This window comes from Streptomyces sp. NPDC051064 (assembly GCF_044455985.1).
In the GTDB taxonomy this organism is placed as follows: Bacteria; Actinomycetota; Actinomycetes; order Streptomycetales; family Streptomycetaceae; genus Streptomyces.
In genome coordinates this window covers 1,336,550-1,350,238 of the sequence record NZ_JBITFK010000001.1, presented here as the reverse complement: position 1 = coordinate 1,350,238, position 13,689 = coordinate 1,336,550, and the positions used below count along the sequence as shown (strand labels likewise).

General features: G+C 71.3%; 12 protein-coding genes and 1 pseudogene. 6 read left to right on the top strand and 7 right to left on the bottom strand.

Annotated elements, in window-relative coordinates; translation table 11 throughout:
* Positions 1-96: 96 nt before the first annotated feature.
* The 4 genes and pseudogenes from ACIBCU_RS06230 to ACIBCU_RS06215 all read right to left on the bottom strand — a co-directional run bounded on the left by ACIBCU_RS06230 (position 97) and on the right by ACIBCU_RS06215 (position 3,586).
* Positions 97-673 (bottom strand): annotated as a pseudogene (locus ACIBCU_RS06230) (isochorismatase family protein).
* Between the two features lie 29 nt (positions 674-702).
* The gene (locus ACIBCU_RS06225; RefSeq protein ID WP_362926911.1) at positions 703-990 is read right to left on the bottom strand and encodes a hypothetical protein; all 288 of its coding nucleotides are present in this window, start codon (positions 988-990) and stop codon (positions 703-705) included.
* A gap of 73 nt (positions 991-1,063) precedes the next feature.
* Complete coding sequence (locus tag ACIBCU_RS06220; RefSeq protein ID WP_399229618.1) at positions 1,064-2,743, bottom strand: cellulase family glycosylhydrolase; 1,680 nt, start codon at positions 2,741-2,743, stop codon at positions 1,064-1,066.
* A 174-nt stretch (positions 2,744-2,917) separates the two neighbouring features.
* Complete coding sequence (locus ACIBCU_RS06215; protein ID WP_399229615.1) at positions 2,918-3,586, bottom strand: hypothetical protein; 669 nt, start codon at positions 3,584-3,586, stop codon at positions 2,918-2,920.
* Positions 3,587-4,416: 830 nt separating this feature from the next.
* Between ACIBCU_RS06215 and ACIBCU_RS06210 the strand changes: the two genes are divergently transcribed.
* Entirely contained in the window at positions 4,417-4,971 is a 555-nt protein-coding gene (locus tag ACIBCU_RS06210) for a YceI family protein (protein WP_362926908.1), read from the top strand.
* Positions 4,972-5,090: 119 nt separating this feature from the next.
* Here ACIBCU_RS06210 and ACIBCU_RS06205 read toward each other — a convergent pair whose 3' ends face one another.
* Positions 5,091-5,318, bottom strand: a complete 228-nt coding sequence (locus tag ACIBCU_RS06205) for a hypothetical protein (protein ID WP_399229613.1) — start codon at positions 5,316-5,318, stop codon at positions 5,091-5,093.
* A 354-nt stretch (positions 5,319-5,672) separates the two neighbouring features.
* Between ACIBCU_RS06205 and ACIBCU_RS06200 the strand changes: the two genes are divergently transcribed.
* Positions 5,673-6,227: a peptidoglycan DD-metalloendopeptidase family protein gene (locus ACIBCU_RS06200; RefSeq protein WP_399229611.1), complete on the top strand. Its 555-nt coding sequence runs from the start codon at positions 5,673-5,675 to the stop codon at positions 6,225-6,227.
* 27 nt (positions 6,228-6,254) lie between these two features.
* Here the strand turns inward: ACIBCU_RS06200 and ACIBCU_RS06195 are convergent, their stop codons facing one another.
* A complete protein-coding gene (locus tag ACIBCU_RS06195) occupies positions 6,255-7,217 on the bottom strand; it encodes a MarR family transcriptional regulator (RefSeq protein ID WP_399229609.1) in 963 nt (320 codons plus the stop codon).
* A gap of 361 nt (positions 7,218-7,578) precedes the next feature.
* Positions 7,579-9,792 (bottom strand): HelD family protein, encoded by a 2,214-nt coding sequence (locus ACIBCU_RS06190; protein ID WP_399229748.1) that lies wholly within the window; start codon positions 9,790-9,792, stop codon positions 7,579-7,581.
* Positions 9,793-10,049: 257 nt separating this feature from the next.
* Here ACIBCU_RS06190 and ACIBCU_RS06185 point away from each other — a divergent pair, with 257 nt between their 5' ends.
* Genes ACIBCU_RS06185 through ACIBCU_RS06170 form a run of 4 tightly spaced genes read left to right on the top strand, consistent with a single transcriptional unit; the run spans position 10,050 to position 13,671 of the window.
* Complete coding sequence (locus tag ACIBCU_RS06185) at positions 10,050-10,991, top strand: ABC transporter ATP-binding protein (protein WP_399229607.1); 942 nt, start codon at positions 10,050-10,052, stop codon at positions 10,989-10,991.
* Entirely contained in the window at positions 10,988-11,800 is an 813-nt protein-coding gene (locus ACIBCU_RS06180; protein ID WP_399229605.1) for an ABC transporter permease, read from the top strand. The genes ACIBCU_RS06185 and ACIBCU_RS06180 overlap by 4 nt, the downstream gene beginning before the upstream one ends.
* Before the next feature lie 48 nt (positions 11,801-11,848).
* Complete coding sequence (locus ACIBCU_RS06175; RefSeq protein WP_362926902.1) at positions 11,849-13,069, top strand: sensor histidine kinase; 1,221 nt, start codon at positions 11,849-11,851, stop codon at positions 13,067-13,069.
* A complete protein-coding gene (locus ACIBCU_RS06170) occupies positions 13,066-13,671 on the top strand; it encodes a DNA-binding response regulator (RefSeq protein ID WP_399229603.1) in 606 nt (201 codons plus the stop codon). The genes ACIBCU_RS06175 and ACIBCU_RS06170 overlap by 4 nt, the downstream gene beginning before the upstream one ends.
* Positions 13,672-13,689 lie beyond the last annotated feature (18 nt).

The window sequence follows — 13,689 nt, the reverse complement described above, 5'->3', positions numbered from 1 at the left end:
GGGATTCGAGCGGCAGGCTAGTCGCTCCGATAAATTTCGGTCAATGCTCCGAAAGCTTCGAAAACTTTCGCTGGATGCCGCGCCGGAAAGGGGAGTTCAGGAACCGGCGGGCGAAGGTGCCGCCGCGAACGCCACGTCCGCCGCGCGGACGGTGACGTCGGCGTCCCTGCTGAGAGGCCAGGCCGCGACCCGTGAGACCGTGGCCGCCGGAACAGCCGCGCTGATCCCGGGCTCCGCCGGGATGTCGTGCGTCGCGTGGGCGTCGTGGGGCAGGGCGACCCGGTAGCCGAGCGCCACGGCCGTACGTGCCGTCGCCTGCACGCACATCTCGGACATTAGGCCGCAGACGGCGAGCGACCGCACCCCGGACGCGGTCAACAGGGCTTCCAGCGAGGTCTCCTGGAACGCGTCGTCGTGGGTCTTGCGGATCACCACTTCCGTGGGACCCGCCTCGACGGGGTGGTGGAGCTCCCAGCCGGCGGTGTGGGGCTCGTCGTCCGCACCGGCCGCTCCGTCGTTCTGGACGTGGACGACGAACGCCCCGGCCGCCCGTGCCCGTGCGATCAGTCCGGCCGTCCGGTCCACGAGGCGCGCGGCCTCGGGCAGCGCATCGTCCCCGCGGACGTACGTCGACAACGATAAGCGCCTGCACGGGAGTTGCGTGAGAGGTCATGGGGTCATGATGGCCTGGGGGTTCCGCCGTCAGGCGCCCAGGGCGTGACCGGCCAGGGAGAGGCGCATGGCGCACGCGTCCTCCGCCTCGACGGTGACGGGGATGCCCCAGTGCTCGCTCAGCATGCGGCCGACGGCGACGAGCCGCCGGCGCTCCTCGGGGCTGTACGCGGGGAAGCGCGTCCAGCCGTGATCGGCGATCGCGTTGCCCAGCTCGGTGAACAGGGTGGCCCTGGCCCGCTGTTCCTCGTCGGGCGTCAGCGGGCTGGGACCGGGCTCGGGCCCCACGGTGTGCACGTTGTACAGGTCGCGGATCACGGGCCCATCCTCTCAGGGCCGCCGGCCGGCAGGGGGCGGGGGCAGGGCCTGCCAGCCGGTGGAACGGCCGGGTTCAGGCCGTCGTGCAGGTGGTGCCGCTGAGCGTGAAGGCGGCCGGGGCGCGGTTGGTGCCGCCCCTGGTGGCGGTGAAGCCGACCGTGACCGAGCCGTTCGCGGCGATCGAGGCCGTGTATCCGGCGGGGGCCACGCTGACCGTCGCACCGCTCTGCGTGGGGGTCCCGCCCCACATGTTGGAGACGGTCTGGCCGTCGGCGAAGGTGAAGCCGAGGTTCCAGCCGTTGACGGCGCTGGTGCCGGTGTTGCGGATGGTGATCTCGCCCTGGAACCCGCCGGGCCAGTCGCCGATCACCCGGTATCCCACGGAGCAGCCCACGCCCGGCGTGGGTCCGCTCTCGTCGGTGGTGACGCTCACCGTGGCGGACCGGGCCGAGCGGTTGCCCGCCGCGTCGCGGGCGTAGACGGCGAACACGTACGCCGTGTCCGCGGTGAGGCCGGTCACGGTGACGCTGTTGGTCGTGGAGGAGGCGGCCGTGGTCTCGGTGCCGCCGCTGACACGGACGACGTCGTAGCCGGTGGTGGCAACGTTGTCGGACGCCGCGGCCCAGGTCAGGGTGGCCGACGTGGCCGTCACGGCGGAGGCGGCCGGGGTGCCGGGGGCGGTCGGGGCCTCCGTGTCGTCCGGGTCGCCGCCGTCGCCGAAGACGGTGGCCTCCTGGGAGGTCTGGGCGATGCCGTTCGCCCCGTGGAAGACGCGCTCGCCCCAGGAGCTCAGCCGGCTCGGGTCGAAGTCGATCGCCAGGTCGAGGATCGGGTCGGTGTTGCCGCTCCAGGACCACGCCAGGTAGCCGAGGTCCAGCTGCTCGGCCGTGGCCATCATGGTGTCCTCGTCCGGGTCCCCCCACTGGTCGGCGGGGCCGCCGAACTCACCGATGAGAAGGGGCAGTCCGGCGTCGACGAAGGCGTGCAGGTAGTCGGTGACGGCCTGGGCGGTGTTGTAGACGCTGTACATGTGGATCGAGAAGATCAGGTTGCCCGTGGTGTCGGCGTCGTACACGGCCTGGGCGTTGGCGCGCATGACGCCCTGCCAGTCCTGGCCCCAGTTGGGCGCGTCCACCATGATCGTGTGGGCGAATCCCGCGCCGCGCAGTTTCTGGACGGCGGCGGTCGTGGGCGCGGTCCAGCCGGCGGGGTCGGTGTTGCCCCAGGGCTCGTTGCCGATGTTGATGATGACGTAGTCCTCCTGGCCCGCGAGGACGCCCTTGAGGCTGATCCAGTAGTCGGCCGCGTGGTCCAGGGTGCCCGCCGCGGCGTCCTCGCCGTAACCGGTGGTGTCGTGCACCTCCAGGACGCAGATCAGCCGGTTGGCCTTGCAGTCCTCGACGATGCCCGCGACCTCGTCGGGGCCGTTCCTCGTCCAGCGGTGACCGTCGGAGAGGACGACGCGGACGGTGTTCGCGCCGAAGGCCTTGATGTCGGCCAGCGACTGCGTCTCGCCCGGGTACCAGGTGTGCGCGTGGTTGACGCCGCGCATGACGAAGTCGTTGCCGTTGCCTTCCAGCAGACGGCCGTTGCTGATGTGCAGGCCGGTGGCCGCGGCCTCCGCCTGCGCGGGCGCGGCCTGCGCCGCGGCCGGGCCGAGCGCGCCCAGCAGGACGATGCCGAGAAGGGCGGCCAGGCCCTTCAGCAGGACGGTTAAGGGGCTCTTCTGTGCCGTATTCGTTGCTGATCTCACTGCGACTCCAAGGTGGGTGCCGGAACGCAAACATCGGATGACGTGGGAGCGCTCCCATAAAGCCACCTCGGCAGGGGCACGTCAAGACGTCGCGCACACTTCGGCCTCCTGGCCGTGCGGAGCCCCGGGCGGCCCGCCCCGACCGGGCGGGGCGGGCCTGCTGCCGGCCCGCCGTCAGGCCTTGCTGGTGCAGATCGCGTCGTACGGGCGTCCCGGGCTCGGGAAGAGCTCGATCGGGTTGTCCGCGTTCGCCGGGCACTCCTCGGCGGTCTTGGTCAGGGCGAGGACCTTGTTCCCGCCGCTCGCGCAGGGCACTTCCTTCGCCTCGTCGCTCACGCAGTCGCCCACCACGAGCTGCCCGCCGCCCGCGCCCGCGTCCCCGGGGTGGTCGCCGGAGAGGTTGCGGCCGCAGATGGTCTTGCTGGGGATGCCGCTGGTGGAGGCGTCCCCGCCGAAGGAGACCTTCACCGAGATGATCTCGTCGGTCCCGGCCGGGCACTCGACGGCCCCGGCGAAGATCTCGCCGTCCTTCACCGCGAGCGCCTTGATCGTCGCCTTCGGGTCGTCGCAGTCGAGGCCCTGGAAGCCGTCCTTCGACTGGCTCGTGTCCGGGCCCGCGCAGTCACCGACCTTCCAGTCCCTGGACTTCTGGCTGCCGCCCTTCGGCGACCCGCTGCCGCTGTCCGACAGCGGCCCGCAGGCCGTGGCAGCACCGAGCGCGACCGTGAGGATCAGGACGCCTTTCGCGCAGTCCCGGAGAACCGTGCGACCGCTACGCGCCGACGGGGAACCGTCGCCCCTCGGGCGGCTGTTCCGGGGTCGCGTACTGCCGTGGACGGTCATGCTGCTCCTCGGATGCATGGCGTGCCCCGCACGGCACCCGCTGTGACCAGTGCGGTAGTTCGGGCCTGAGGACGGCCGAATCGCGCGATGCGGTTCCCGGAGTCTGTGGATTGTCTGTGAACGGTACGGAGCCGGAACGTCCGGTGGTGACGGGGCCTCTCCCGTCCGCCGGGCGTCGTGTGCGCCCTGTGCCTTCACCCGGCCGTGCGTGATCCTTCCGGACTGCGGCCACTACCCGGCCGAGGAGGCACCCGAGGCGATGCCGGCCGCACTGACGCCGTTCCTGGCCGCGTAGCGGTGCCTCGTGCCGTTGCAGCAGGCCGAAGTGACGGTATGCGCACGACGCGGAAAAGGCCCCCTTTCGCGAGTCTTGATCGGTACCCCAGATCGGATGCGGAGATCTCAGACCCGTGGCTACCTTCCCGTATCGCATGGGCCGCGCTGCCTTCCGGCGGCGCCGGCTCGTGGTCCTCCTGTGGGCGGTGGTCCTCGCCGCCGTCGGAGCGGGCGCCGCCAAGGCACCCGCCGCGCCCGGGACCGCGGTGTTCGCGCGAAGCGCCGCAGCCCGGCAAGGCCCGCACTCACCTGCGCCGCCCTCGCAGGCCGGCTCCTCGACGAGAGCGAGGAATTCGCGGCCGTCCACCCCGAGATCGGGACGCTGCAACTCCTGTCGGTCATCGGCAGCCAACAGCTGACCAGTGGCCCCGGCGCCGCCCAGGGGCGTGCGGCCCACCGGGTGACCGGAGGCCCGGGCGGAGCGCGGCCCCGGCCCGGGCGAAGCGACCCTGACGTAGCGTGAGAGGCCCCTTGTGCGACCGGAGGAGCTTACTGTGAACACACCCGCCCTCGCCGACCTGACCGGTACGTACGTGCTGGACCCCGCGCACACCCGGATCGGCTTCGTGGCCCGGCACGCGATGATCACCAAGGTGCGCGGCTCGTTCCACGATTTCGAGGGCACTCTGCGCCTGGACGGATCCGATCCGTCCCGGTCGAGTGCCTCGGTCTCCATCAAGACCGACAGCATCGACACCGGTAACGCCGACCGCGATGGTCACCTGCGTACGAACGACTTCCTGGACGCTCCCACCCACCCCACGATCACCTTCGTCTCCACCAGGGCCGAGCAGCTGGACGACAGCCACTTCCGGCTGTCGGGAGACCTGGTGATCAAGGAGACCACCAAGCCGGTCAGCATCGACTTCGAGTTCACCGGAGCCGCCCAGGACCCGTTCGGCAACCAGCGGGTGGGCTTCGAGGGCTCCATCACTGTCAACCGCAAGGAGTACGGGCTGACGTGGAACGCCGCTCTCGAAGGCGGCGGTGTTCTGGTGGGGGAGAAGGTGGTGCTGGAGCTCGACATCTCCGCGATCAAGCAGGTGTGACGCCTGGCCGTGGGCGGCCCCATGTGAACGGCGCGGGGCGTTCCGCGGGCACGGAACCGGCCGGAAACCACCTCAGGCCAGGTCGACTTGAGGTGGTTTCCCGTCTGGTGCGCGCGTCGTCAGCCCAGCAGGACATCGTCGTCGCCGAGCCGTTTGACCTCGCGGTAGAGGATCGCGAGACCGGTGACGATCTTGGCTGTGGAGACGACGGCGTCGACCAACCGGAGAGTGTCGTTCTCCTCCCGGGCGAGCTTGGCCTCCTTCACGACGCTCAACACGCCGAAGGCGGTGGTCCCGAGCGACAGGTACAGCCTGGACCTGGACTTCTTCTTGTTCGTTGCACTCATAGTGTTGAGCCTCCTCGGACAGCGGCTGCCCCGCTTTCCAGGAAGGTCACCTCTACGATCACCCGGTTCGTGCGCTCGGCCCGGTCCGGCGTCCGAGTCCTGCGGGGGATCGGCCTGGTCCGGGTACGTCGTTCATCGGCGCCCGAGCCCCGAGTGGCCGGGTCCTGTCAAGGGCCCTGCGGTCCTGAACGACTGGCCGCCGGGGCCCATGGCTACGGCCGGCGGGATGGTGGCAGCGACTGGACATAGGTCCTGCGGCCCTTGTGTGCCCGGCAGTTGGCGTCTGATCCTTGCACTCCTCCGCCCCGACCGGACGCGGAGTCGGGTACTCGCGGAACACGAACGGAGTCGCACATGAGCGGAGTGAAGAGGGTTCTGCGCCGCATGGCGGTAGGGGCGAGTGCGCTGCTGACGGCGGTGGGCATCACGATGGCGGGGGCGTCCCCGGCCGCAGCGGTGGACTACTACTACGAGCTGCCGTACCCGGCGGGGGAGGCATACACGGTCACCCAGGGACCGGAGGGCACGTACTCGCACACCGGCCCCTACAACGAGTACGCCTGGGACTTCGGGCTCCCCGCCAACTACGAGGTGTCCGCTGCGCAGGCAGGCACCATCGTCTTCTCGAACTGGTCGCCGTACTGGCAGAACGGCATCGAGGTGATCATCCGGCACTCGAACGGCCAGTGCACCCACTACGCGCACCTGAACAGGTCGTTCTACGAGCCGGGCAACTGGGTCCCGCAGGGCCGGATCGTCGGCTGGTCGGGCAGCACGGGCAACTCCAGCGCACCGCATCTGCACTTCCAGGTGATCGACTGCAACAGTCGCGTGGGTCTGCCCGCCACCCTCCAGGGCTGGACGCCGTACACCGGGACGCGCCCGGTCAGCGTGAACTCGTACGCCTGATCCGGCGGGGAGGTGACTGTCCTCTGATCAAGGGGACTTGAGCAGATCCCTCAGCCCGGCGGCGAACGTACGGACGTCCTCCTCGCTGGGCCGTCCCACGGGCACCTCGGGCGCTGCGTCGGCATCCGGCAGGCGGCACGGGCGGCAGAGGCCGTCGGGGAGGGCTTCCGGGCGGCCCGGGGTGCCGCACTTGGTGCACTCCAGCATCACGCGGTGTACGGGCGTGCCCGGCGCGGGCGGCGCGGGGGCGGTAGGCACGTGCGCCGGGAGCTTGTCGGTGAGGCGGCGGCGTACGAAGCCGACCGGGGAGCCGACCCGCGCCGGAAGCCCTGCGGTGAGGGCCTGCGTGAGGTAGTCGGCGTCCACGCCACGGTCGAACCACGCGGCGGCCAGGGCCTCCAGGACCGCGCAGTCGGCGGCGGACAGCGTCAGGCGGGAGTCGATGCGGCCCAGCCGCGCCAGCGCGAGGTAGGCGGGGGAGGGCTCGGCGGAGGCCGCGGCACGCTGTGGGGGTACGACGGGCGCGGCAGGGGCAGGCTCCGGCGGTGAGGGGGGCTCCGCAGGGGCGCAGGGCTGCGCGGCGGTGGCTGCCGGGGTGACCTCGGTGGCCGCCCACCACTCGTTGTCGCGGGCCGTGCGCGACCAGAAGGTCCGCGAGACCCAGCGGACCTGCCCCTGCTCGCCGACGAGGCACCGTACGCGGCGCAGATACCCGGCGGTCGCCAGCGCCTTCAGGGCCGAGCCCACGGCCTGCTGGCCGTACAGCGGCAGCTGCTTGGCGAGGCTCTTGACGTCCATCGAGGCGCCGTCGGGGAGCTGGTCGATGAACCCGGCGATGTACCGCTCACGGGCGGGCAGCAGGGCGAAGTCGTCAGCCGTGCGCGGAAGTTGGTCAGGCATGGAGCGCTTGCCGTAACCGGGCTTGGCCATCGGGTACGGGCACGAGGCTGCGGGGGCGCGCAGGGCGAAGTTAAGGTGCTCGGTAGCCACGGGATCGCTTCTTTCGATCTTGCGGTCAGACCCCGGTCTGGTGCTTCCAACACCGTGCCGGGGTCGCTTGTTCTCGCACCGTAAGCAGTCGCCACGCTCCGCCGCAAGTTGGTCACGATTAGTCATACTTGCTGGCCGTGACGGGTCAGGGGGGTCAGGGAGGTTTTCCCAAACCCCCTTCTTTCCCCACCGGTCAAAAGCATCGCTCGAATCCCGGCCCTCGGATCCCGACGCCCGGATCCCGAAGCTCAAGCGTCGGGCGGAAGCTCCGATTCCGGGCCCCGAAAGGGTGAACCGACCCGTCCCGGCGCTCGGATCCCGGGACCCGAGCTCCGAGCGTCGGGGCGGGCCGGAGCCCCCGTCACCGCAGCGACTCGGGCAGCTCCTCCCGGTGGACGATGCCCAGCCGCTGCGTGGCGCGGGTCAGTGCCACGTACAGGTCGCTCGTCCCGAACCTCCCGGGCTCCACCACCAGCACGTTGTCGAATTCGAGCCCCTTGGCCTCACGCCGGCCCAGCAGCACCACGGGACGGGTGAGGTCGGGTTCGGCGCCCGGCGTGATCCCGTCGAGCGGGGTCGCGATCTCGCCGTGCAGCTCGCGCGGCGCGATCACCGCGAGGCGTCCCTCCTCGGGCGTCAGCTCCTCGACGGCCCGCGCCACCGCGCCCGCCAGGTCGGCTCCGGAGTCCCGCGTCCACGGGGTCTCGCCCGTGGACCGCACCGACCCGGGCGGCTCGAACGACGGGTCATCGGCCTGTATCACCCTGGCGGCCAGCTCCATGATCTCGGCGGGCGTACGGTAGTTGACCTCCAGCCGCACATGCTCGAAGCGGTCGCCGACGTACGGCTCCAGGATCCTCTCCCACGAGCCGATGCCCGCCTCCTCGGACGTCTGCGCGGGGTCGCCGACCAGGGTCAGCGAGCGGGTCGGCGACCGGCGCATCAGCAGCCGCCAGGCCATCGGCGACAGCTCCTGCGCCTCGTCGACGATGATGTGCCCGAACGCCCAGGTCCGGTCGGCGGCGGCCCGCTCGGCGGCGCTGCGGTGGTCGGCCTCCTCCTGCCGCTCCGCCATCCGCTCGGCGTCGATGATGTCGTGGGCGGCCAGGATCTCCGACTCCTCCTCGTCCTCGAACTCGTACGTCTCCGAGCCCTGGGACAGCTCCAGCACACCCTGCGCGTAGGCGACCCGCTCCTGGCGCTCCGCCTCGGCGGCGGCCCGCTCGGCGCTGTCGTCGGACCCGAGCAGCTCGGCCGCCTCGTCGAGGAGCGGCACATCGGCCGGGGTCCACTCCCTGTCGCCGGGGGCGCGCCGGATGGCCCGCGCGTCCTCGTCCGGTACGTACACCGGCTCGGTCAGATAGTCGGCGAGGAAGTCCTCGGGGGTGAGCAGCGGCCACAGCTCCCCGACCGCCGCGTGCACCTCCTCGCTCGTGGCGACGCTCTTGCCGAGCTGGGCGACGTCGTCCGGGCCCAGGAAGTTGGGGCCGCCGTACGGGTCGGCGCCGATGCGTTCGGTGAGCTGCCTGGTGAGCGCGTCGATCACCTGGAACGAGAAGTACGGGCGGGCGAGGTTGTGCGGCAGCTTGGTCTCGCGGGCCGACTGCCGTGCCTCGTAGGCGATCTCCCAGTCGAGGACCAGGTCGCCGTCGTCGTGCGGGATGACCATGGGCGCGCCCGGCTCGGGCAGCCCCTGCCGGTCGCGTACGGCGAGGGCGAGGGCCTCGGCCATCCCCGCGCCGCCCTTGACGGCTGCCGCGCGGGGGGTGTCGGTGGCGCGGGCGTGAACCCCGGGGAAGAGCTCGGCCTGGGTGGCGAGCATGACGCCGGTCTCGCCGAGCGCGGGCAGCACCTCGCCGATGTAGCGCAGGAAGGCCGGGTTGGGGCCCACGACCAGGACCGCGCGCTTGGCGAGCAGCTCACGGTGTTCGTACAGCAGGAACGCGGCCCGGTGCAGCGCGACCGCCGTCTTGCCGGTCCCGGGGCCGCCCTCGACGACGAGGACCCCACGGTGCGGGGCGCGGATGATGCGGTCCTGCTCCGCCTGGATGGTCCGCACGATGTCGCCCATGCGGCCGGTGCGGGCGGAGCTCAGCGCGGCGAGCAGCACGGCGTCGCCGCTCGGGTCCTCGAAACCGCTGCGCTCGTCGTCCCCCAGGTCGAGGATCTCGTCGTGCAGCTCGGTGACCGTGCGGCCCTCGGTGGTGAGGTGTCTGCGCCGGCGAAGCCCCATCGGCATATGCCCGGTCGCGAGATAGAAGGGGCGGGCGACCGGTGCCCGCCAGTCGATCAGAAGGGGCGTGTGCTCGGTGTCGTCCTCACGAATTCCGATACGGCCGATATGGTGCGCGGCGCCGTCGCGGAGATCGATCCGGCCGAAGCACAGCGAACCGTCCACCGCATTCAGGGCGGCCAGCAGACCGGAACGCTCGGAGACGAGCACATCACGTTCGAGCCGGGCCTGCAGGCCGTTCCCCACCGGCGTCAACGCGTCCTCGACGCGCTGAGCGGTGACCCCGCGCAGCTCGTCGACACGGTCGTAGAGCCGGTCGATGAATTCCTGCTCCTTCTGCAATTCGACGTTTCCGCGAGTTGACAAAATCGCTCCCTGCCGGATATGGTGTTTCTAGTGGCCCCCGGTGAGGGGCCTTTTCTGTGGGCACACAGAACCACTCAATATACGTGAGGAAATCCCCGTTCCGCAATTCTGGAACGGGGATTTCCTGTGTCCAGCGGTATGACGCCTGTCATGCGTACCCATGACAGGCGTCATACGGACCCGATGACACACCGCACTGCCGTCCACCCCGTATCGCCGGGAGTGTGGAGGACATGAACGCAGTCATCGAAACCATCGGACTGAAACGAAGCTACGGGGGCTTCGAGGCCGTACGCGGCATCGACTTCACGGTCGCCCGCGGAGAGCTCTTCGCCCTGCTGGGGACCAACGGCGCGGGCAAGACCTCCACGCTCGAACTCCTGGAGGGGCAGGACACCCCCACCGGCGGGACCGTCCGGGTACTCGGCCATGACCCGTTCCACGACCGGACGGCGGTACGCCACCGCATCGGGGTGATGCTCCAGGAGGGCGGCTTCCCGCCGGAGCTGACGGTCCTGGAGACCGTACGGATGTGGGCGGGCTGCACGACCGGCGCACGCCCCGCCGACGACGCCCTCGAACTGACCAGCCTGTCCGACCGGCGCGCGGTGAGGGTCAAGCAGCTCTCCGGCGGCGAACGCCGCCGCCTCGACCTCGCCCTGGCCCTGCTCGGACGGCCCGAGGTGCTGTTCCTCGACGAGCCGACGACCGGCCTGGACGCCCAGTCGCGCCGGGACACCTGGGAGCTGATCCGCGAACTCAAGGCCCAGGGCACGACCGTGCTCCTCACCACGCACTACCTGGAGGAGGCCGAGCAGCTCGCCGACCGGCTGGCGATCATGCACCAGGGGCTGATCGCCACCACCGGCCGGGTGGCAGACGTGGTGGCCGAGCGGCCCTCCCGGATCAGCTTCCAGCTGCCCCAGGACCGCTTCCTCGGTGAACTGCCACCGCTCGCGCCGATGGGCGTGACCCGGCACTCCGACGAGGGAGGGACCGTGCGGCTGGAAACCCGGGACCTGCAGCGCACGACCACCGAACTGCTCACCTGGGCCCACCACGCGGGCGTCGCGCTGCATGCGCTCGACGCGCGTTCCGCATCACTGGAAGAGGCCTTCATGGAGATCGCCAAGAGGATCGAGGGCGAGAACGCCGGGAACGAGAGGACACGATGACGACGACCGCGAGCGTGACACGACCGGGGACGACCGTGCCCGCGCGGAGCGGTGCCACCGCCCGGCTGGCCGCCCTCGGCCGCGCGGAGCTGACACTCCTGCTGCGCAGCAGGGCCGCGCTGGTCACCGCACTCCTCGTACCGGCCGTCACGGCCTTCTCGATGCGGACCATGGTGAAGGGCCTGGACCTGGGCGGCACCGGCCTGTCGATCGCGACCGTCCTGCTGCCCGGCTCGCTGGGGCTTGCGCTGTTCTTCTCCGTCTACTCGAATCTGGTCGGTGTGTACGTGACGCGCCGTGAGAGCCTCGTGCTCAAGCGGTTGCGTACGGGTGAGGTGCGCGACTGGGAGATCTTCGCGGGCGGAGCGCTCCCGGCCCTGATGCTGGCGCTGGTGCAGTGCGTCCTGCTGATCGTCGGCCTCACGGTGGTCCTGGACGCACCGGCACCCGCGGCGCCGCACCTGGTGGTCCTCGGCCTGCTGGTGGGTGTGGCGATGCTCGTGGCCGCGAGCGCGCTGACGGCCGCGGTCACCCGGACGGCAGAGAGCGCGCAGCTGACCTTCCTGCCGTTCTGGCTGGTGAGCATGGTCGGCTCCGGGATGTTCGTACCGCGTGGGGTGCTGCCGGGCGTGGCCGGCGACATCAGCGCCTGGCTGCCGTTCTCACCGGTGATGGACCTCCTCCAGGGCGGCTGGACGGGCAGCCTCGGCGGCGTGGACCAGATCCGCCTGCTGCTCGCCGCCCTGGCCTGGACAGGTGTGGCGGCCCTCGGAGTGCGGCAGTGGTTCCGTTGGGGCCCGCGCGGCTGACAGCGCGCCTTGGAGCACGCGGGCGCACGGACGAGGGAGTTGGGGACCATGAGCACCATGAGCGTGGAGGACTGGGTGGAGAGGCTCGGCGGCCCGGACGGCCCCAGCCGGTACCGCCGCTACGCGGTGAGCAGCGTCGGCTTCATGTCCGTCTGCGAGGTGGGGCTGTGGACGGTCTGGGTCGTGCGGGGCGACTTCGGCGTGCTGGTGCCGGCGACCGTGCTCGTGCTGGGCATCGCGCACGCCGGAGTCCAGCTCCTGCTGTGGCGCTCCGCCCTGTACCACTACCTCGACCTCGCCTCACGGCCCTACCGCCTCGTGGTGCTGTACACGGCCGTGACCGTGGCCATGGCCGCCTGGGGATGCGTGCTGCTGTCGTCCGGCCGCATCGAGAACGGCAACCTGACGGCCTACATGCTGTGGCTGCTGATGTTCTACGCCGGGCCGCCCGTGCTGGCGCTCGGACCTCGCGCGGGGGCGGCCCTCGTGGCGGTCGTCTCGGTCGCGTCCCTGACCGGGGCGGCCGTGGCGGGGCTGTCGGGCGAGACCCTGGTCCTGCTCATCGGCGCCACCGCGGTCATGGTGCCGTTCATGGCCGCCGCCTCCCTGGCCTCCGGCTGGGGCGTCCGGCTCGTCGAGGAACTGGTGGCCGCCCGCGAGACGCAGGCACGCCTGGCCGTCGCCGAGGAACGCCTGCGCTTCGGCCGCGACCTGCACGACGTACTCGGCCGCAACCTCGCGGTGGTGGCGCTCAAGAGCGAACTCGCCGCACAGCTCGCGCGGCGCGGCCGGCCCGAGGCGGTCGACCACATGGAGGAGGTGCAGAACATCGCGCGGGAGTCCCAGCGGGAGATCCGCTCGGTGGTCCGCGGATACCGCACCGCCGACCTCCACACCGAACTCGCCGGAGCACGCTCCGTCCTGGAGGCCGCGGGCATCGACTGCCGCATCGAGTACGGACCCGCCGACCGCCTGCCCGCCGACGTGCAGTCGGCCCTCGGCTGGGTGGTGCGCGAGGCGACGACGAACGTGCTCCGCCATGCGCAGGGCGCGTCCCGCTGCACCATGTCACTCCGTACGGCGGGTCCGACCACGGCCCTGCTCGTGATGGAGAACGACGGCGCGTCCGAAGCGGAACCCGGCACCGGCACGGGCCTGGCCGGACTGAAGGAGCGCCTGAGCGCACTGAACGGCACGCTGGCCTTCGAACAGCACTCCGGCGGAGTCTTCCGCCTCTCCGCGCGCATCCCCTGGGAGGAAGCCGCATGATCAGGGTTCTGCTGGCGGACGACGAGCACCTCATCCGGGGCGCGCTCGCCTCCCTCCTCACCCTGGAGGACGACATCGCCGTCGTCGCCGAGGCCGGAACCGGCGACGAGGCCCTGGCCATGGCGACGGCGCACCGCCCCGACGTCGCCGTGCTCGACCTCCAGATGCCCGGCCTCGACGGCGTGGCGGTCGCCGACCAGCTGCGCGCCGCCGTGCCCGGATGCGCCGCGATGATCGTCACCAGCCACGCCCGGGCAGGGGCCCTGAAGCGTGCGCTGAGCGTGGGGGTGCGCGGCTTCGCACCCAAGACGGTCTCCGCGCAGCAACTCGCGCAGATCATCCGGACCGTCCACACCGGCGGCCGCTACGTCGACCAGGAACTCGCGGCCGACGCCATCGCCGCCGGCGAATCGCCCCTGACACCCCGGGAGGCGGAACTCCTGTCGTACGCGGAGGACGGGGCCCCGGTCGCGGACATCGCCTCCCGCGCCTCGCTGTCCAGCGGAACGGTCCGCAACTACCTCTCGGCCGCGGCGATGAAGCTCGGCGCGGAGAACCGGCACGTCGCCGCCCGCATCGCCCGCGAGCACGGCTGGCTCTAGAGGGCTTCCGCAGTGGAG